Annotated in this window: 15 protein-coding genes; 6 read left to right on the forward strand and 9 right to left on the reverse strand. The window is 74.1% G+C overall.

The features are described 5' to 3' along the window. Positions 1-41 precede the first annotated feature (41 nt). From ACPFP2_RS29390 to ACPFP2_RS29400, 3 genes are read left to right on the forward strand one after another with little or no spacing between them, the layout of a single operon-like run. Positions 42-2474, forward strand: a complete 2433-nt coding sequence (locus ACPFP2_RS29390; protein WP_424086682.1) for a nitrate- and nitrite sensing domain-containing protein — start codon at positions 42-44, stop codon at positions 2472-2474. Further along, positions 2471-2863, forward strand: coding sequence for a roadblock/LC7 domain-containing protein (locus tag ACPFP2_RS29395; protein WP_424086680.1), 393 nt, complete (start codon positions 2471-2473; stop codon positions 2861-2863). The genes ACPFP2_RS29390 and ACPFP2_RS29395 overlap by 4 nt, the downstream gene beginning before the upstream one ends. Beyond that, positions 2860-3825, forward strand: coding sequence for a TAXI family TRAP transporter solute-binding subunit (locus tag ACPFP2_RS29400; protein ID WP_424086677.1), 966 nt, complete (start codon positions 2860-2862; stop codon positions 3823-3825). The genes ACPFP2_RS29395 and ACPFP2_RS29400 overlap by 4 nt, the downstream gene beginning before the upstream one ends. Before the next feature lie 6 nt (positions 3826-3831). Here the strand turns inward: ACPFP2_RS29400 and ACPFP2_RS29405 are convergent, their stop codons facing one another. From ACPFP2_RS29405 to ACPFP2_RS29430, 6 genes are all read right to left on the reverse strand, one after another. Continuing rightward, a complete protein-coding gene (locus ACPFP2_RS29405) occupies positions 3832-4368 on the reverse strand; it encodes a hypothetical protein (protein ID WP_424086675.1) in 537 nt (178 codons plus the stop codon). Beyond that, on the reverse strand, positions 4368-6245 hold the full coding sequence (gene dnaG / locus ACPFP2_RS29410; RefSeq protein ID WP_424086673.1) for a DNA primase: 1878 nt from the start codon (positions 6243-6245) through the stop codon (positions 4368-4370). The genes ACPFP2_RS29405 and dnaG overlap by 1 nt, the downstream gene beginning before the upstream one ends. Positions 6246-6332: 87 nt before the next feature. Continuing rightward, complete coding sequence (locus ACPFP2_RS29415; protein ID WP_424086671.1) at positions 6333-7976, reverse strand: BCCT family transporter; 1644 nt, start codon at positions 7974-7976, stop codon at positions 6333-6335. 305 nt (positions 7977-8281) lie between these two features. Continuing rightward, positions 8282-9115, reverse strand: coding sequence for a siderophore-interacting protein (locus ACPFP2_RS29420; protein ID WP_424093438.1), 834 nt, complete (start codon positions 9113-9115; stop codon positions 8282-8284). A gap of 173 nt (positions 9116-9288) precedes the next feature. Then, positions 9289-10572, reverse strand: a complete 1284-nt coding sequence (locus ACPFP2_RS29425; protein WP_424093440.1) for a deoxyguanosinetriphosphate triphosphohydrolase — start codon at positions 10570-10572, stop codon at positions 9289-9291. A 2-nt stretch (positions 10573-10574) separates the two neighbouring features. Further along, positions 10575-10925, reverse strand: a complete 351-nt coding sequence (locus tag ACPFP2_RS29430; RefSeq protein WP_424093442.1) for a VOC family protein — start codon at positions 10923-10925, stop codon at positions 10575-10577. A 238-nt stretch (positions 10926-11163) separates the two neighbouring features. Here ACPFP2_RS29430 and ACPFP2_RS29435 point away from each other — a divergent pair, with 238 nt between their 5' ends. Then, on the forward strand, positions 11164-11637 hold the full coding sequence (locus ACPFP2_RS29435) for a roadblock/LC7 domain-containing protein (RefSeq protein ID WP_424093444.1): 474 nt from the start codon (positions 11164-11166) through the stop codon (positions 11635-11637). A 55-nt stretch (positions 11638-11692) separates the two neighbouring features. Here ACPFP2_RS29435 and ppdK read toward each other — a convergent pair whose 3' ends face one another. After that, positions 11693-14401 (reverse strand): pyruvate, phosphate dikinase, encoded by a 2709-nt coding sequence (gene ppdK / locus ACPFP2_RS29440; RefSeq protein WP_424093446.1) that lies wholly within the window; start codon positions 14399-14401, stop codon positions 11693-11695. Between the two features lie 272 nt (positions 14402-14673). Between ppdK and ACPFP2_RS29445 the strand changes: the two genes are divergently transcribed. Then, entirely contained in the window at positions 14674-16536 is a 1863-nt protein-coding gene (locus ACPFP2_RS29445; RefSeq protein WP_424093447.1) for a beta-N-acetylhexosaminidase, read from the forward strand. A 40-nt stretch (positions 16537-16576) separates the two neighbouring features. Here ACPFP2_RS29445 and ACPFP2_RS29450 read toward each other — a convergent pair whose 3' ends face one another. Then, entirely contained in the window at positions 16577-16993 is a 417-nt protein-coding gene (locus ACPFP2_RS29450) for a nuclear transport factor 2 family protein (RefSeq protein ID WP_424093448.1), read from the reverse strand. 32 nt (positions 16994-17025) lie between these two features. Continuing rightward, positions 17026-17832, reverse strand: coding sequence for a helix-turn-helix domain-containing protein (locus tag ACPFP2_RS29455; RefSeq protein ID WP_424093450.1), 807 nt, complete (start codon positions 17830-17832; stop codon positions 17026-17028). Positions 17833-18097: 265 nt separating this feature from the next. Here ACPFP2_RS29455 and ACPFP2_RS29460 point away from each other — a divergent pair, with 265 nt between their 5' ends. Continuing rightward, positions 18098-18469 carry a nuclear transport factor 2 family protein gene (locus tag ACPFP2_RS29460; RefSeq protein ID WP_424093452.1) on the forward strand — a complete coding sequence of 124 codons (372 nt, stop codon included), beginning with the start codon at positions 18098-18100 and terminating at the stop codon, positions 18467-18469. Positions 18470-18938: the final 469 nt, after the last annotated feature.

Below are 18938 nucleotides of genomic sequence, written 5' to 3' on the forward strand. Positions count from 1 at the left end.
CCGCCCGGACCCGGCGCCCCCGACCACCACCGGGAGACCCCGTGCCGCTCCCCCGCCCCGCCCGCGTACGCCGGCACAACCGGCCCAGCGGCCACACCGACCAACTCTGGTCGGTCCGCACCCAACTCCTCGCGCCCATCCTGGTGGCCACCCTCGGCCTGGTGGTGCTCGGCGCCACCCAGACCGGCACCGCGCTGGACGCCTCCACCGACGCCGACCGCGCCCGGGTCCTCGCCGGCACCGCCACCGCCACCGTGCGCCTGGTGCACGAACTCGAACGGGAACTCGGCGAGACGGCCGCCCTGCGCCAGCGCGGCGGCACCAGCGGCCGCCCCCTCGTCGACGCGCAGCGGCGGCGGGTGGACACCGCCGTCGAGCGGTACCGTTCGGCCAGCCGGGAGGCCCGCCGCGCCGCCCCGGACCTCGGTGGCGCGCTCGACGCCGCCGACGACCACCTCTACCGCCTCGATCCGGCCCGCCGCGCGGCGACCGAGTCCGAGGCGGTCGACTCGACCTACGTGGCGCTGGTCGACTCCCTGCTCTCCGTCGCCGACGCCCTGCCGGCCCAGCTGCGCGACACCGACCTGGCCAACGCGGCCCGGGAGGTGGCGGCGGTCGCCGCCCAGGAGCACCTGGCCTCGCTGGAACGCGACCTGATCCGGGCGGTCTTCGTCCGCAGCGAACTGGCGCCGGGCGAGCTGGTCCGGCTCGGCCAGCTACGGGGCGCGCAGGAGCAGCGCCAGGCCGAGTTCTCCCGGATCGCCGACGACGAGGCACAGGCCGCGTACGCCCGGCTGGTCTCCGGCTCGGACGTGTCGACCGCCCAGCGGATGCGCGACAGCGCCGTCAACGGCGAGACCCTCCCGTCCGCGCTGAAGGTCGACGGCGACGCCTGGTTCGTGGCGCAGAGCGGACTGATCCGCCGGTACAACCTGCTCGGCCGGGAACTCTCCGAGGACCTGGACCGGCAGGCCGCCACCCTGGCCGGGGAGGCCCGGCGGCGGGCCCTGGTCACCGGCGGCGCGACCACCGCCGTGGCCGCCGCCGCGCTGCTCGCCGCCGCGCTGCTGGCGGTGCGCACCAGCCGCCGGCTGCGCCGGTTGCGGATCGCCGCGCTGACCATGGCCCACACCGAGCTGCCCGAGCGGATCACCGCTATCGCGTCCGGCGACGGCACGCCCGCCGAGGGCGCCGCCACCCGGCTCACCGCCGGCATCCGGCAGGGACGCGACGAGGTCGCCCAGGTGGCCGAGGCGTTCGACACGGTGAACCGGGCGGCCCTGCGGCTCGCCGGTGAACAGGCCGAACTGCGGCTGGACGTGACCCGGATGGCCGAGGCGCTGGCCCGGCGGATCCGGACGCTGATCACCCGGCAGCTCCGGCTGCTCGACGAGTTCGAACGCGAGGAGACCGACCCGGACGCGCTGGCCCGGCTGTTCGCCCTCGACCACCTCGCCGCCCGGATGCGCCGCAACGGGGAGAACCTGCTGGTCCTCGCCGGTGGCGAGCCCGGCCGCGCGCACGAGGGCGACCACCTGCTGGCCGACGTGGTCCGCGCCGCCGCCTCGGAGATCGAGGACTACACCCGGGTCGAGATCGACGTGCCGCCCGCCGCCGTGCACGGTTCCGCGGTGGGTTACCTGGTCCATCTCCTCGCCGAGCTGCTGGAGAACGCCACCAACTACTCCCCGCCGCACGCCCCGGTGCACGTGGACGGCCGCCGTACCGTCGACGGGCTCACCCTGCGCGTGCACGACCAGGGCATCGGCATCAGCGACAACCGGCTCGCCGAGATCAACGAGCGGCTGCTCGCCCCGGCCGTGCTCTCCAGCGCCGCGGCCGGCAGCATGGGCCTGCACGTGGTGGCCCACCTGGCGGCCCGGCACGGGATCCGGGTCCAGCTGCACAACACCGGCCATGGCACGATCGCCCAGGTCGAGGTGCCGGAGAGCGCGCTGACCCGGCTCGACGCGGTTTCCCGCCGTCCCGCTCCGAGCCGCCAGCCCTCCTCGTCGGCCGCCTGGTTCCGGCCCCGGGCCGGCACGCCGGCCACCGCGACCGCGGTGCCGTCCGGGATGTCCGGGGCACGGCCGCCCGAGACGCCGTACCACGGCCACGCCCTCGCCGAACCGGTCGGCGCGCACCACGCGCCCACGGTCTCGCTGCCGGTGATCACCCCCGGCGGCCGGGGCGCCGCACCGAGCCGGCCGCCGGCCGCCCGGGCCGCCGCCTCGCCCCCGCCCGGCCCCTCCCGTCCCCTCGCCGGTGGCCCGGTGGCGACCGGGACGGGCCTGCCCCGCCGTACCCGGGGCGGCGCGATGCCCACCGGGCTGCACCACGTCCCGCCGCCCCGGAGGGCGGACGACCCGCTGGACCCGGAGGTGGTGCGGGCCCGCCTCTCCGCCCTCGCCGAGGGCGTGGCCAGCGCGATGCGACGCAACCAGCACAACGGACCGATTGGGAGACAGCAATGACCTCACCCGTGAGCCCGGGCCTCGACTGGCTCCTGGCGAACTTCGCCGAGCAGGTGCCGGACGTCTCCCACGCCGTGGCCGTCTCCGAGGACGGGCTGCGGCTGGCCGCCTCGCCCCACCTCGCGCCCGATCAGGTGGACCAGCTCGCCGCCGTGATCAGCGGGTTGGCCAGCCTCACCGTCGGCGCGGCGCGGCTGATGTCGGCCGGGCGCGTACGGCAGCAGATCGTCGACATGGACGGCGGCGTGATGCTGGTGATGGCGGTCGGCGAGCGGGCGCTGCTCGGGGTGCTCGCCGCGCCGGGCTGCGACCTCGGTCAGGTCGGCTTCGAGACGGCGACGTTGGTGCAGCGGGTGGCCGAGGCGCTGGAACCGGCGGTCCGGGGATGATCCGCCGGTCGCTGCGGTGGCTGGCCGCGCTGCTGGTCACCGTGCTCGCCGCCGGCTGCGGGCAGGCCGAGCCCGCGCCGGACGCCTGGCACGACGGGCGGATCTTCCTGGCCACCGGCAACACCACCGGCGTGTACTACCAGCTCGGCGGCGGCTACGCCGACGTGATCAGCCGGCACCTGCCCGGGTACGAGGCGCGGGCCGAGCCGACCGGCGCCTCGGTGGAGAACATCAACCGGTTGGCCGGCGGGGACATGGAGATCGCCTTCAGCCTCGCCGACACCGCCGCCGACGCGGTCGCCGGGCGGGGCGCCTTCAACCAGCCCCAGCCGGTCCGGGCGCTGGCCCGGGTCTACAGCAACTACACCCACGTGATCGTCCGGACCGACGCGAAGATCAAGGACTTCGCGGGGTTGCGCGGCAAGCGGGTGTCCACCGGTTCGCCGAAGTCCGGCACGGACATCATCGCCGGGCGGCTGCTGACCGCCGGCGGGATGGACCCGGACCGGGACGTCCGTCGGTTCACCCTGTCCCTGCCGGAGACCGTCAAGCGGATGCGGGCGGGCGGCCTCGACGCGATGTTCTTCTCCGGTGGCCTGCCCACCCCGGGCATCGCCGACCTGCTCTCCAGCGCCCCGGGCAAGTTCGAGCTGCTGCCGATCGCCGACCTGATCGAGCCGCTCAACGCCAAGTACGGTTCGGTGTACACCACCGCTGAGCTGCCGAAGGACGTCTACCGCACCCCCAGCGGCACCCCCACCGTGACGGTGGCGAACATGATGCTGGTCGGCGCGGACATGCCGGACCAGCTCGCGTACGACCTGACCCGGCTGCTCTTCACGTACCAGGGTGACCTGATCAGGGTGCACCCGGAGGCGGGCAACTTCACCCGGCAGAGCGCCGCCGGCACCGATCCGATCCCGCTGCACCCGGGCGCGGCCCGCTTCTACCAGGGCGGCTGACGCGGGTCAGACGTCCGCCGGGGCGGTGGCGACCCGGGCGTCGGCGACCAGCCGGTCGGTCTCGGCCAGCACCGCGTCGTCGTCGGCCGGGGTGCCGGGGTCGAACCGGACCGTCCAGGCCAGTCCGTCCACACCGGCCACCCGCCGGGCCGCGATCCGGCCGGCGCCGCCGGGCACCGGGTGGTGCGCGGTGTACGCCACCGAACGGGTGACCCGGGCCCGCACCTGGTGCGGCAGGTCGCCCGGGTCGAGCAGCAGGTACGTCTCGGCGGGACAGTCGGCGACCACCTGGTAGCCGTCCCGCTCGGTCAGCGGCTCGGCCGGGGTGACGGTCAGCTCGCGACCGGACCAGACCGCCTTGAGGATGTCGTGCCAGCCCAGCCGGTGCCCCCGGCCGGGCAGCCAGAGCCCGAGGTTACTGGCGACCAGCACTCCGTCGCCCTCGCCGTTGCCGGCGGTGGCCCAGGCCAGCACCCGCTCGTCGGCGGCGAGCGGGGGCCGGACGGCGGGCGGCAGCTTCGGCTTGCGGCTGAACAGTCCCATCACAGTCCTCCCGCGGCCTGCTCGCGCAGCGCCCGCGCGTGCTGCTCCAGCGAGAGCAGTTCCCCGAAGAGGGCGAAGTACTCGTCCTTGTTGTTCACCGGGTTGATCCGCTGGATCTTGGATTTGAGGTCCCGGATCCGGGCGGTGACCGAGCCCCACTGGAGCCGGGCCATGGTCACCGACACGTATCGCGGGTCGGGCTCGCCGGCGATGCGCAGCGGCTCCACGGCCAGTTCGCCGACGACCGCCCGGGCGGCCAGGTCCTCGCAGGCGTCGCGGACCGACTCGATCCACACCGCGCCGCCGGCCGCCGCCGATGCCCCGCCGGCCGCCGCGATCGCCGACCGCACCGCCTGGTGCACCGGATGCCGGTACTCCGGCGCCTCGACGGCGTCGAACATCGGCCCGGCCAGCACCGGCTCCTGGAGGGCGAGCTTCAGCGCCTCCCGCTCGACCATCGACTGCGGGCTGTCCACGGCCGGCTCGGGCGCGGCGGCGCGGGACCGGGTCGGCGCGGTGGCGTCCCGGTCACCGGTCGGGGCGTTGCCGGCGGCGAGCACCGCCCGCTGCACCGGCTCGATCTCCATGCCGAGGTCGCCGGCGAGCTTGCGCACGTACTCCGGGCGCTTCTCCCGGTCCTTGATCTTGGCGACCAGGGGGGCGGCGCGGCGCATCGCCTCCACCCGGCCGTCGACCGTGTCGAGGTCGTACCGGCTGATCACGTGGCGCAGCGCGAAGTCCACCAGCGGCTCGCGGCGGGCGACCAGGTCGCGGACCGCGAGGTCGCCCTTGGCCAGGCGCAGCTCGCACGGGTCCATGTTGTCGGGGCTGACCGCGATGAAGGTACGGCCCACGAAGCGCTGGTCGTCCTCGAACGCGCGCAGCGCCGCCTTCTGACCGGCGGCGTCCCCGTCGAAGGTGAAGATGATCTCGCCGGCCACCGCGTCGGTGTCCAGCAGGAGCCGGCGCAGCACGCCGATGTGGTCGGCGCCGAAGGCGGTGCCGCAGGTGGCGACCGCGGTCGGCACACCGGCCAGGTGGCAGGCCATCACGTCGGTGTAGCCCTCGACGACGACCACCTTGCCCTGCTTGGCGATCTCCCGCTTGGCCTGGTCGATGCCGTAGAGCACGTGCGACTTCTTGTAGATCGGCGTCTCGGGGGTGTTGAGGTACTTCGGGCCGTCGTCGTCGTCGAAGAGCTTGCGGGCGCCGAAGCCGATCACGTCGCCGGCCAGGTCGCGGATCGGCCAGAGCAGTCGGCGGCGGAACCGGTCGATCAGCGACCCCGAGCGGGCCGGACGGGACAGCCCCGCCGTGACCAGCTCGTCATGGCTGAACCCCTGCTGGCGCAGGTGCTTGGTGAGCAGGTCCCAGGCCTCGGGGGCGAAGCCGCAGCCGTAACGTTCGGCGGCGGCCCGGTCGAAGCCGCGCTGGGCCAGGAACTCCCGGGCCGGTCGCGCGCCGGCCGTGGTGAGCTGGGCCTGGTAGAACTCCACCGCGGCGGCGTGCGCGGCCACCAGCCGCTGCTTCTGCCCCTGCTGCGGACGGCTGCGCGGGGCGGCCTGGTCGCCCTCCACGTAGCGCAACTGGAGGCCGGCCCGGGCGGCGAGCCGCTCGACGGACTCGACGAAACTGAGGTGCTCGGCGTCCATCAGGAACTTGATCGCGTCGCCGCCGACCCCGCAGCCGAAGCAGTAGAAGACGTTGCGCGCGGGCGAGACGTTGAACGACGGGCTCTTCTCGTCGTGGAACGGGCAGAGCCCCTTGAGGTTGCCGCCGCCGGCCGACCGGAGGGTCACCGTGTCCGAGATGACCTCGGCGATGGAGGTGCGCTCCCGGACCAGCGCGATGTCCTCGTCCCGGATCCGCCCAGCCATTCAGTGCCACCCCCTCGGCCCTACATCCTGCCCTGCCGCGGCGGCGATCCGTAGGGCGGGGGACGGGCGTGTGGCGGACGCCCCGGGTCAGCGCGGGCGGCGGTGCAGCCAGCGGGTGACCGGCGGCGGGTCCTCCTCGTCGTACGACCGGGCGGCCCGCACCGCGGCGGCCAGGCCGAACCGGCGGCCCCGGGCCGGCTGCGGGTTGGCCGCCGGGTCCCGGCCCATGTCGCGCAGCAGCGCCACGGCGAGCCCGAGCATCACCACCACGAACGGCAGCGCCACCATGATCGTCGCTTGTTGCAGGGCGGCGAGGCCGCCGGCGAGCAGCAGCGCGGCGGCGACCGCCCCGATCAGCACACCCCAGAGCACCACGAGCACCCGGTGCGGGCGCAGCGCGCCGCCGGAGGTGAGCGAACCCAGCACCAGCGACGCCGAGTCGGCGCTGGTGACGAAGTAGAGCGCGATGAGGACCATGGCCAGCACGCTGGTGACGGTCGCCAGCGGCAGTGCCCCCAGCAGGCCGAAGAGCGCCTGCTCGCTGCCCGCCCCGACGTCCGCCACCAGGTCGCGGGCGCCGGTGGCCTGGGCGCGCAGCGCGCTGCCGCCCATGATCGCGAACCAGATGGCGCTGGCCCCGCTGGGCACCAGCAGCACCCCTACCAGGAACTGGCGTACGGTCCGCCCCCGCGAGATGCGGGCGATGAAGGTGCCGACGAACGGCGCCCAGGAGATCCACCAGGCCCAGTAGAAGATCGTCCAGGAGCCGAGCCAGGCCGGGTCGGAGAAGGCGCCGGTACGGGTGGACATGAACACCAGGTTGCTCAGGTAGTCACCGACCGACGCGGGCAGCACCTCCAGCGTGTAGATCGTCGGCCCCACCACGAACACGAACACCATCAGCAGCACGGCCAGCAGGACGTTGGTGGTGGAGAGCCACTTGACGCCCCGGTGCAGCCCGGAGAAGGCCGACACGACGAAGGCCGACGTGAGCGCGCCGATCACGATCAGCTCCACCGCCCGGGTGTCCGGTACGCCGGCCACCAGGTCCAGCCCGGCGGCCACCTGGAGCGCGCCGAGCCCGAGGCTGGTGGCCGAGCCGAAGACCGTGGCGAAGACGGCGAGCAGGTCGACGGCCCGACCGGCCGGCCCGTCGGCCCGCGCGCCGAGCAGCGGTCGGAAAGCGGCCGAGATCCGGTTGTCCCGCCCCTTGCGAAAGGTCGAGTAGGCCAGCGCGAGTGCGGTGACGGCGTAGATCCCCCACGGGTGCAGCGTCCAGTGGAAGAGCGTGTACTGCATCGCCGCCGCGCCGGCCGCCGGGGTCTGCGCGGCGATGCCGGTGGCCGGCGGTGGCGCGGCGTAGTGCTGGATCGGCTCGGCCACCGCGAAGAAGACGAGGCCGATCCCCATCCCGGCGCTGAACATCATGGCGATCCAGGCCAGCGTGCTGAACTCCGGCTCGTCGTCGTCGGCGCCCAGCCGGATCCGGCCGTACCGGGAGGCCGCGATGACCACCGCGAGCACCAGGAAGGCGTCCGCCGCGACGACGAAGAACCAGCCGAAGGTGTCGATCACCCAGGCCAGCCCGGACTCCCCGAAGCCGGCCAGCGAACTGCGGGCCGACACGCCCCAGAGCACCACCGCCAGCACCCCACCGACGCCCAGCGCGAGCACCACCGGATCGGGGCGCCTGCTCGCTCCCGGACCCGCGTCCTGCACCCGCTCCGCCATGGTCACATCGTGCCGCCGACCGCCCCTTCCATCAGCGATATCCCCTCATCTCACCCACCCACCCGTACCAGCCGCCCGACACCCACCCACCCGAACACCCCACCCCGCCGCCCCGGCCCCGCGATCTTGCACTTGTGGTGGGCACGTAAAGGACATATAGGCCCGAATCCCCAACCTGAACTGCAAGATCGGCGCGGGGAGGGAGGCGGGGAGGGAGGCGGGGAGGGAGGCGGGGAGGGAGGCGGGGAGGGAGGCGGGGTGGGGAGGCGGGGTGGGGAGGCGGGGTGGGGAGGGGGTGGGTGGGGTCAGGTGAGGATGGCGGCTTCTTCGGCCTCTACCTGGCGGTTCCAGTCCGGCTTCGTCGAACGCCAGCCCTCGTCGGTCATGCCGCGACGCCAGTAGCCGGAGATGGAGAGGTCGGCCCGGGGCACGTCCCGCTCGACCCGCAGCAGCCGGCGCAGGTCCTTGACGAAGGTGGCCTCGCCGTGGACGAAGGCGTGCACCCGGCCGGGCCGGAACTCCAGCGCCCGCACGGCGTCGACCAGCGCCGCGCCGACCGGCCTGCCGCCCCGGTGCAGCCAGGTCAGCTCCACCGCGCCCGGGCTGGGCAGCGGCTGCTCGTCCGCCGCCCCGTCCACCTCGACGAAGACCACCGCCGGGGCGCCGAGCGGCAACCGCTCCAGCGCGGCGCCGATCGCCGGCAGGGCGCTCTCGTCGCCCACCAGCAGGTGCCAGTCCGCCGTCGGATCCGGCGCGTACGCCCCGCCGGGGCCGGTGAAGAGCACCTCGTCCCCCGGTCGCAGCCGCGCCGCCCAGGGCCCGGCCAGTCCCTCGTCACCGTGGTGCACCACGTCGAGGGTCAACTCACCGGCCACCGGGTCCCAGGCCCGTACGGTGTACGCGCGCATCCGCGGCCACTGCTCCGCCGGGAACTCCCGCTTGATGGTGGCGAGGTCGACCGGGTGCGGGTAGGTCACCCCGTCCGGCGGGAAGAGCAGCTTCACGTAGTGGTCGGTGTACTGCCCCACCGGCAGCCCGGCCAGTTCCTCCCCGCCGAGGACCACGCGGACCAGGTGCGGCGTGGGTCGCTCGGTCCGCAGGACCCGGGCGGACGTGACTGTCTTGGGGCGGTCGGTCATACGGTTAGGCTAGCCTCAGTCAGCAGGTGATCCCCACCGGGCCGACCTCTGGCCGCGCCGCCGGTGCGACGACCGGGTCGGCCCCGGGACGGCGAGCCGGCAGGTGTCAGCGCCGGCGACGGCGGGATCGGCGGCCGGGAAGGACAGGACGGTCGGCCAGCCGTGACGTCGGGTCAGCGGCCGGCGCGGACCAGGCGGTCGTGCCAGGCCACCGCGGCCGGGTCGGTGAGCGAGGCGACCTGGTCGACGACCACCCGCAGCCGGGCGGCGTCGGATCCGGCGGCCCGCCACAGCGGCGCGAAGACCGGGTCGAGCGCGTCGGGCGCCCGGTCGGCCAGCACGCTCACCAACTCGGCCAGGATCTCCCGCTGCCGCTCGTAGCGGGCCCGGGCGTCCGGGCGGCGCATCACGTACCGCCAGGCGATCCCCTTGAGCAGCGCGCACTGGGCCCGGATCCGGCGGGGCACCACCAGGTCGGCGGCGTAGCGGCGGTGCGGGCCGGGACCGAACCGTTCCCGGGTGGCGGCCACCACGCCGGCGACGAACCGGCCGGTGAGCACGCTGGTGGTCGTCTTCAGGGCCACCTGCGCCCGGTGGCTGCCGTCGTAGCCGGCGAGTCGGGCGAGCACCGGCTCGTCGAGCAGACCGACCAGCACCTCGCCCAGGTCGGCCGGGGACTCGCCGGAGTAGACGGCGGCCACGTCCACGCAGAGGGCGGCCCGCTCGTCCGGGTCGTCCAGCAGCGGGCGCAGCGAGAGGTACCCGCCGTGGATGCCGTCCTCGACGTCGTGCACCGAGTACGCCACGTCGTCGGACCAGTCCATCACCTGCGCCTCCAGGCAGCGGCGGGCGCCGCCGTCCGGCACGCCGGCCCGCAGCCAGTCGAAGACCGGCCGGTCGTCGGCGTACACCCCGAACTTGCGCTGCCCGGGACGCCGGGGCCAGGGGTACTTGGTGACCGCGTCGAGCGAGGCCCGGGTGAGGTTCAGCCCGGCGGGCGCGCCGTCCGGGCCGAGCACCTTGGCCTCCAGCCGGGTCAGCACCCGCAGCGTCTGGGCGTTGCCCTCGAACCCGCCGCAGTCGGCGGCCAGCCGGTCGAGGGCGTCCTCGCCGTTGTGCCCGAACGGCGGGTGCCCGAGGTCGTGCGCGAGGCCGGCGGTGTCCACCACGTCCGGGTCGCAGCCCAGCCGGGCGCCCATCTCCCGGGCGATCTGGGCCACCTCCAGCGAGTGGGTCAGCCGGGTACGCAGGAAGTCGTCGGTCCCGGCGACGTGCACCTGGGTCTTCGCGGCGAGCCGGCGGAAGGCGGCGGAGTGCAGCACCCGGGCCCGGTCCCGCTCGTACGGCGACCGGCCGTGGCCGGTGTCCTTCGGCGTCTCCTCGACGAAACGCCGGGCGTCGGCGGGCTCGTCGGCGCGCGGGCCGGCGACCGGCGCGTCGGACGGCTCGACCGGCACCGTCAGCCCTGCTGCCGCAGCACGCAGAACTCGTTTCCCTCGGGGTCGGCGAGCACCGTCCACCCGACGTCGCCCTGGCCGATGTCGACGTGCCGCGCGCCCATGTCGACCAGTCGCTCCACCTCGGCCTCCAGGTCGGCGGGGCGCAGGTCGATGTGCAGCCGGTTCTTGGTCTGCTTGTCGTCGGTGACCGGCACGAAGACGATGCCGGGCAGCCGCTCGGCGGACTGCCGGATCTCCACCTCGTCCGGCTTCTCGGTGACCACCTGGTAGCCCAGCGCCTCGGCCCACCAGCGGGCCAGCCGGGCCGGATCGCGGGCGTCGACGGTCAAGCTTGCCCAGACGCTGGTCATGCGGCCACCCTTCGCCGGTCCTACGCAACTCGTCGCGGGAGCCAGGTTACGCCGCGCCGTCGAGGTCGGCGCGGCGACGAACGGGGGGGCGACCGGTCCGCAACCGGCCGATCAGTCGAGAGTTGCCGCCCGAGAGCCGACCGTAACGGGATCGCGGGGCGGGCATGGCTTTCGGTAACGTGCCGGGAGCGGTACGTGAGGACGCGACGATCGGGGGGCGCTCGTGCACGTTGACACGGTGACGGAGACGGAGCTGCGCGGGCTGCGCCGGCGTCGGCCGGAGGTGACCGGCACGGTGCTGGCCGGGCGCGACGGGCTGCTCATCTCCAGCGACCTGCCGGCGACCGACGCCACCCACCTGGCGGCGCTCGCCGCGGTGAGCTACGGGGTGGGGCACCAGGTCGCCGACACGGTGCGCGGCGGCAGCTTCCGGGAGTCGGTAGTGCACACCTCCACCGGGTGTGTGATCACCTATCCGGCCGGGCGGCACGCGCTGCTCACCCTGGTCGTCGACGCGGGCACGGACCTGGAGGGCCTGCACGAGGAGGCGAGGGCGGTGGCCGAGCGGGCCGGCGCGGCGGTCGACTCGCAGCGGGTCGGCGCGACGCCGCTGCCCGAGGTGCACGCCGTGCTGACGACGCGTACCCCGGTGGGCGCGCTGGCCCGGCGGCGTCCGGGCGCCACGACCGACTGGGGTCGCTCGCCCTTCTAGGGCCTACGTCGACGGTGGCCCCGGGCGCTGCCCGGAGCCACCGTCGACGACGTGTTCAGCGGCTGTCGGAACCGTCCGTCTCGACGGACGCGCGACCGGCCTCCAACCGCGCCACCGGGACCCGGAACGGCGAGCAGGAGACGTAGTCCAGCCCGACCTCGTGGAAGAAGTGCACCGAGTCGGGGTCACCGCCGTGCTCGCCGCAGACGCCGAGCTTCAGCTCCGGGCGGGCCGCCCGGCCCTCCTCGGCGGCGATGCGGACCAGCCGGCCGACGCCCTCACGGTCGATCGACTCGAACGGCGAGATGCCGAAGATGCCCAGTTCGAGGTAGCGCCAGAAGAACGCGCCCTCGACGTCGTCGCGGGAGAAGCCCCAGCCCATCTGGGTGAGGTCGTTGGTGCCGAAGGAGAAGAACTGTGCCGCCTCGGCGATCTGGCCGGCGGTCAGCGCCGCCCGGGGCACCTCGATCATGGTGCCGATCAGCACCTCGACACCGCTGTCCCCGACCACCTCGGCGATGATCTTCTCAGCCTCGGCGCGTACCGTCTCCAGCTCCTGCACCGCGCCGACCAGCGGGACCATGATCTCCGGCCGGGCCACCGCGCCGGCGCGGGTGACGGTGACCGCGGCCTCCGCGATCGCCCGGACCTGCATGGCGAACAGGCCGGGGATGACCAGGCCGAGGCGGACGCCGCGCAGGCCCAGCATGGGGTTCTCCTCGTGCATCCGCCTCACGGCGGCGAGCAGCGCCTCCTCCTGGGCCACGTCCTCGCCACGTTCCTGGGCGACGGCGACGTTGACCGCGAGCTGCTCCAGCGGCGGCAGGAACTCGTGCAGCGGCGGGTCGATCAGCCGGACGGTGACGGGCAGGCCGTCCATCTCCCGGAAGATCTCCTCGAAGTCGGCCCGCTGCAACGGCAGCAGCGCGGCGAGCGCCGACTCCCGCTCGTCGTCGGTGCGGGCCAGGATCAGCCGCTCGACCAGCTCCCGCCGGTCGCCGAGGAACATGTGCTCGGTGCGGCACAGGCCGATCCCCTCGGCGCCGAAGCGCCGCGCCCGCGCCGCGTCGGCGCCGGTGTCGGCGTTGGTCCGGACCAGCAGCCGTCGTCGGGCGTCGGCATGGGTCATGATCCGGTGTACGGCCCGGACCAGCGCGTTGTCGACGTGCTCCGGGTCGAGGCTGCCCTCGAAGTACTGCACCACCTCGGACGGCATGACCGGCACCTCACCGAGGTAGACCTTGCCGGTGGTGCCGTCGATGGAGACCACGTCCCCCTCGACCACGGTGTGCCCGCCGACCGTGAACCGCTTCGCCGGGACGTCGACCTCCAGCTCGTCGGCGCCGGAGACGCAGGTCTTGCCCATGCCGCGGGCGACCACGGCGGCGTGGCTGGTCTTGCCGCCGCGCGAGGTGAGGATGCCCTGGGCGGCGATCATGCCGTTGAGGTCGTCGGGGTTGGTCTCCCGGCGTACCAGGATGACCGACTCCCCCTCGGCGGCCAGCTCGACCGCGCGGGCGGAGGTGAAGACCACCTTGCCCGAGGCCGCGCCGGGCGACGCCCCGATGCCCTTGGCCACCGGCTGGAAGTCGTGGTCGAGGCGGAACCGGGGGAACATCAGCTGGGCGAGCTGCGCGCCGTTGACCCGGTGCAACGCCTCGTCCAGGTCGATCAGGCCCTCGTCGACGAGCTGGCCGGCGATGACGAACGCGGCGGCGGCGGTGCGCTTGCCGACCCGGGTCTGGAGCATCCAGAGCTTGCCGCGCTCGATGGTGAACTCGATGTCGCAGAGGTCCCGGTAGTGCCCTTCCAGGCGGGCCATGATGTCGAGCAGTTCGTCGTACGACTTCTTGTCGAGCTGCTCCAGCTCCTGCAACGGGACGGTGTTGCGGATGCCGGCGACGACGTCCTCGCCCTGGGCGTTGGCGAGGTAGTCGCCGTAGATGCCCTGCGCGCCGCTGGCGGGGTCCCGGGTGAAGGCGACGCCGGTGCCGGAGTCGGGGCCGAGGTTGCCGAAGACCATGGAGACCACGTTGACCGCGGTGCCGAGGTCGGCCGGGATGCGCTCCTGGCGGCGGTAGAGCACGGCGCGCTCGGCGTTCCACGACTCGAAGACGGCGCGGATGGCGAGGTCGAGCTGCTCGCGGGGCTCCTGCGGGAACTCCCGCCCGGTGTGCTTGGCGAAGATCTTCTTGTACGCGTCGACCAGGCCCCGCAGGTCGTCCGCGTCGAGGTCCAGGTCGTTCTTCGTGCCCTTGGCGCGCTTGACCTCGTCGAGGGCGTGCTCGAACTCCTCGCCGGGCACCTCGCAGACGGTCTTGCCGAACATCTGGATCAGGCGGCGGTAGGAGTCCCAGGCGAACCGGTCGTTGCCGCCGGCCTGCGCGCTGAGCCCGACCACGCTGCGGTCGTTGAGGCCGACGTTGAGGACGGTCTCCATCATGCCGGGCATGGAGAACTTGGCGCCGGATCGCACGGAGACCAGCAGCGGGTCGTCCGGGTCGCCGAGCCGGCGCCCCATCTCCCGCTCCAGGGACTCCAGGTGTGCCTCGATCTGCTCGGCCAGCCCGTCGGGCTCCCGGCCGGTGGCCAGGTACGCCTTGCACGCCTCGGTGGTGATGGTGAAGCCGGGCGGGACCGGCAGGCCGAGGTTGGTCATCTCGGCCAGGTTGGCCCCCTTGCCGCCGAGCAGGTCCTTGAGCTCCTTGTTGCCCTCGGCGAAGTCGTAGACGTACTTGTGATCGACCGTCTCTTGCGCTGCCACCAGAGCCTCCCACGCACGCCGGATTGACACTTAACGAAGGTTCAGTTTGCTGGTACCCCGGGGCCGACCGCCGGTAATCCCGGCGTCGTCAGCGATCGGTGGGCGAAGGTTAAGCGAACATCGAGTGGCCTGGCACCGTTCGTGACGATAGGCACAGCCATCACGACTATCCGCGTTCGTGGTGGTTTCTGGGAACGCTTCCACGAGCACGATCACGCAATTCCCGGCTCCCCTCGTACCCTTGACGGCGCTGGATCCGCTGAACCTGACCTTTGCCATATCCGTCGCAAATACACCCCGGAGCCGTCGCCGTGCCGACCACCCCCTCCACCAGCCCCGAGACCGACCACGAGCCCACCGGCCTGCCCGTCCACCAGCCCTCCGCCGCCGAACTGGCGCGGACGGCCGCGCGGGCAGCCGGCGAGCTGCTCGCGCCGCCGGCGCCGGTCCGGCTCGGCGACGTGGTGCCGGCCCCCGGGTCGGTCGCCGCCGACCCGGCGGCCGACTTCACCCTGTCCGTCGACGCCGTGATCCAGGTCAGCGCCGGCGCCGCCGCCCGGGACGTGGCCGTGCAGCTCGCGGAGCTGCTGCGCCCGGCCACCGGCTGGCCGCTCCCGGTCACCGGGCTGCCGCACGCCGCCGCCGACGACCGGTTGACGCTCACGCTGACCGGCGCCACGGCCGGGGTGGGCCCGGAGACGGCCGGGACCGACACCGCCACACCGGCCACCGGCGGGGACGGCCACCCGCTCGTCGCGTCCGCCCCGGCCGACGACCTCGGCGACGAGGGGTACCGCCTCGACGTCACGTCCGCCGCGGTACGGATCACCGCCCGCACCGCCACCGGCCTCTTCCACGGCGTGCAGACGCTGCGGCAGCTCCTCCCGGCGGCGGTCGAGAGCCCGACCCCGGTGGACGCGCGCTGGGTGGTGCCCGGCGGCGTGATCGTCGACCGACCGCGTTTCGCCTACCGGGGCGCCATGCTCGACGTGGCCCGGCACTTCTTCCCCGTCGCCGACGTGCTGCGGGTGATCGACCACCTGGCCCGGTACAAGCTCAACCACCTGCACCTGCACCTCACCGACGACCAGGGCTGGCGGATCGCGATCGACTCCTGGCCCGCGTTGGCGAGTGTGGGCGGGGCCACCGAGGTGGGCGGCGGCCCCGGCGGGCACTACACCGCCGCGGACTACCGGCGCATCGTCCGGCACGCCGCCCGCCGGCACGTGACGGTCGTCCCCGAGGTCGACCTGCCGGGCCACACCAACTCGGCGCTGGTCGCGTACCCGGAACTGGCGCCGGACAAGGTCGCGCCGCCGCCGTACACCGGCACCGAGGTCGGCTTCAGCTACGTCGACCCGGCCGACGAGCGGACGTACGACTTCGTCGCCGACGTGCTCGGCGAGGTGGCCGCCCGCACCCCGGGCCCGTGGCTGCACATCGGCGGCGACGAGGCGTTCAAGGTCAAGGGCGCGGCCTACACCGGCTTCGTCGAGCGGACCCAACGGATCGTCGCCGCGACCGGCAAGACGGTGGTCGGCTGGCACCAGATCGCCCCCGCCGCGCACACCGCCGGGCGGGTGCTGCAGTGGTGGGGCACGAACGGCGACGACCCGGAGATCGTCGAGGCGGTCCGCCGGGGCGCCCGGCTGATCCTCTCCCCCGGCAACCACGCCTACCTCGACATGAAGTACGCCCCGGACACCCCGATCGGCCACGACTGGGCCGGCCTGATCGACGTGCGCCGGGCGTACGACTGGGACCCGGGCGCGCACCTGACCGGGGTGCCGGCCGACGCGGTGCTCGGGGTGGAGGCCCCGCTCTGGACCGAGTCGGTCACCACGCCGGCGGAGGTCGAGTTCATGCTCTTCCCCCGGCTGCCCGCCCTCGCCGAGCTGGCCTGGTCACCCCGGGCCACCCACGACTGGGCCGGGTTCCGTGACCGGCTGGCCGGGCACGGCCCCCGCTGGAGCACCGCCGGCATCGCCTTCCACCGCTCCCCGGAGGTGCCCTGGCCGGCCGAGCGGGCCGACGCTGACCGGCTCGACCGGGAGCCCACCCGTCCCATCCCCGCCCAGCCCGGCCCGGACGCCGCCGAGGCGCCCGCACCCACCGCGGCCACCGCCGACGGGTGACCGTCCCGTCGCGACGCGAACCGGTGCGGGTGCCGGGGGCTCAGTCCCGGCAGGCCTCGGCGACGGCGAGGCTGTCCTCGTAGACGTGGTGGCGGGTGATGAGCCCGTCCTCCACCGTCAGGTGCAGGGCGAACCGGGTGCGGAACCGCTTCCCGGTACGACGCACCGTCTGGGACGTCTCGCCGATCACGACGGCGTGCGCCCCGTCGACGAGGATGTCCGTGACCGTGGCCGAGCCCCGCCCGGACACGGTGGACGCGGCCAGGGTGCGATGGTGGTCGGCGACGTCCGCGCGGGTGGCTCGCGGTCGGATCCAGGGCACGTCGGGATGCGTGGCGTCCGGCCAGTCGACCTGCCAGTCGACCCGCTCGGCGTACACCTCGGCGATCCGGTCGGGGTCCTCTCCCGCGACGATGCGGGACAGGAGTTCGTCGACCGTGCTGCGGGTGGTGGACATGTCGTTCCTCCGCGGTGTCGTGGTGGGGTCGGTCATCGTCGGGCGCGGTCGCGCAGCACCGACGCCGTGTGTTCGTCGGCCGGGTAGAACGACTCGATGGACAACTCGGCCAGGGTGACGTCCAGGGGCGTGCCGAACGTCGCGATGGTGCTGAGGAAGACCAGCTCCCCGCAGTCGTGACGCAGCCGCAGCGGCACCACGATCTCGCCCGGGCCGGGCAGCTCGATCTCCGGTTCCGGGCTGTCGCACGGGTAGCCACGCAGCTCGGCCTCCAGGGCCGTTAGCTCCGCGTCGCCGGTCAGCTCGACCTGACGGCCCAACCGGCCCAGCAGGTGCCCGCGCCACTCGCCGAGATTGGCGATGTGCGGCGCGAGACCGTCCGGGTGCAGGCTGACCCGCAGCACGTTCGCCGGTGCGACCAGCAGCTCCGGCGCGACCAGGTCGGTGAAGAGCGTCAGGCTGGAGTTGGCGTCGAGCAGGTGCCAGCCCCGGTCGACCACCACCGCCGGGTACGGCTCGTGACCGGTCAGCACCTGACGTACGGCGGCACGGACCGCCGCCATCTGCGGCGCGCCCAGGGCGTTCTCCGGGTACGCCGGCGCGTAGCCCGCCGCCAGCAGCAGCCGGTTGCGTTCGCGCAGCGGCAGGTCGAGCGGCCCGGCCAGCCGCAGCACCATCTCCCGACTCGGCCTGGACCGTCCGGTCTCGACGAAGCTCAGGTGCCGGGTGGAGATCTCCGCACGGATGGAGAGCTCCAGTTGGCTGAGGCGGCGCAGCTCCCGCCACCGGCGCAGCGCCTCGCCGACCGGCGGCGCGGACGCCTGGACGGTGGCGGTCATCGCAGGCCCCCCGCGGGGTTCGTCGGGCCCGGTCGGAGCCTCGGAACGCGTACGCGGCATGTGGTCGTCATGGATCCCCCGTCAGGTCGTGGTGCGGTGCCCAGCGCCACTGTGCCGCGCGGCGGGGCCGCGCGTCGATTACCTGCCGGGTAATCGCCGGCGGTCCGATCCACGGCCGCGGGGCCGTTACCCGGCAGGTAATCGACACCCTCCGCCGGACGGTGCGAGGGTTCTCGCCGTCACCAACCGACGATGGGAGCACCCGATGAGTGCGCACTCCGACCTGGTCGACCGTTACCTCGCCGTGTGGAACGAGCCCGACGGCGACGCCCGGGCGGCGGCGGTCGCCACGCTCTTCACCCCGGACGCCACCTACACCGACCCGCTGGCGGCGGTACGCGGCCACCAGGAGATCACGGCCCTCGTCACCGGGGTACGGGACACCTTCCCGGGGCACGTCCTGCGCCGGCACGGCATCGTGGACGGGCACCACGACGTGGTCCGCTTCGGCTGGGAACTGGTGCCCGCAGCGGGCGGCGAGTCCGTGGTCGTCGGCTTCGACGTCGCGGTCTGCGACCCGGACGGCCGGGTGCGTGCCGTGCACGGTTTCCTGGACAAGGTGCCCGCAGCGGCCTGACCCGCGTGAGCCTCGGCCCGGCCGGTCCCCACCGGCCGGGCGAGGCGCACGTGCCGACCCCACCCCATGTTGATCAAAAAGTTTCGGTCATCCCCACCCAGCGTGTCGAGACGCAAACTTCCTGATCAACGGAGTCGGTGGGTGGTGGTGGGTGCCCGATTGGGTTGGATGTCCGGTCTGACCTGCGGGGTCCCGTGGTCGGGGCCACCCCGGTGGCGGAATCGGCGACGGGGCCGGGGCGTTGTACATGGCATAACCACCGGCGCTCCCCGCACGGGACGCCACCGGAGCCGACCCCGGGCCCTGGGCCACGGAATGCCCGCCCCGCCGGACCGGTTACACCCCCCCCGGGACAGCGATCCGCCCGGCCCCCGGGCCGTGGAATGCGAGCCCCGCCCGATCGGTTACACCCCCCGGACACCCGAGCAGGCCCCGCCGCCAGGCGTCCCCCCGGACCCCGCGCAGGCAC

The organism is Micromonospora citrea, from assembly GCF_049629545.1.
GTDB classification, from domain to species: Bacteria; Actinomycetota; Actinomycetes; order Mycobacteriales; family Micromonosporaceae; genus Micromonospora; species Micromonospora citrea_A.

Bases quoted from the DNA above. Each gene is read 5' to 3' on its own strand.
- ACPFP2_RS29420 (WP_424093438.1), bottom strand. From the start codon at position 9,115: ATGACCGACCGCCCCAAGACAGTCACGTCCGCCCGGGTCCTGCGGACC.
- ACPFP2_RS29450 (WP_424093448.1), bottom strand. From the start codon at position 16,993: ATGTCCACCACCCGCAGCACGGTCGACGAACTCCTGTCCCGCATCGTC.
- ACPFP2_RS29455 (WP_424093450.1), bottom strand. From the start codon at position 17,832: ATGACCGCCACCGTCCAGGCGTCCGCGCCGCCGGTCGGCGAGGCGCTG.
- ACPFP2_RS29430 (WP_424093442.1), bottom strand. From the start codon at position 10,925: ATGACCAGCGTCTGGGCAAGCTTGACCGTCGACGCCCGCGATCCGGCC.
- ACPFP2_RS29395 (WP_424086680.1), top strand. From the start codon at position 2,471: ATGACCTCACCCGTGAGCCCGGGCCTCGACTGGCTCCTGGCGAACTTC.
- ACPFP2_RS29400 (WP_424086677.1), top strand. From the start codon at position 2,860: ATGATCCGCCGGTCGCTGCGGTGGCTGGCCGCGCTGCTGGTCACCGTG.
- ACPFP2_RS29405 (WP_424086675.1), bottom strand. From the start codon at position 4,368: ATGGGACTGTTCAGCCGCAAGCCGAAGCTGCCGCCCGCCGTCCGGCCC.
- ACPFP2_RS29415 (WP_424086671.1), bottom strand. From the start codon at position 7,976: ATGGCGGAGCGGGTGCAGGACGCGGGTCCGGGAGCGAGCAGGCGCCCC.
- ACPFP2_RS29460 (WP_424093452.1), top strand. From the start codon at position 18,098: ATGAGTGCGCACTCCGACCTGGTCGACCGTTACCTCGCCGTGTGGAAC.
- dnaG (WP_424086673.1), bottom strand. From the start codon at position 6,245: ATGGCTGGGCGGATCCGGGACGAGGACATCGCGCTGGTCCGGGAGCGC.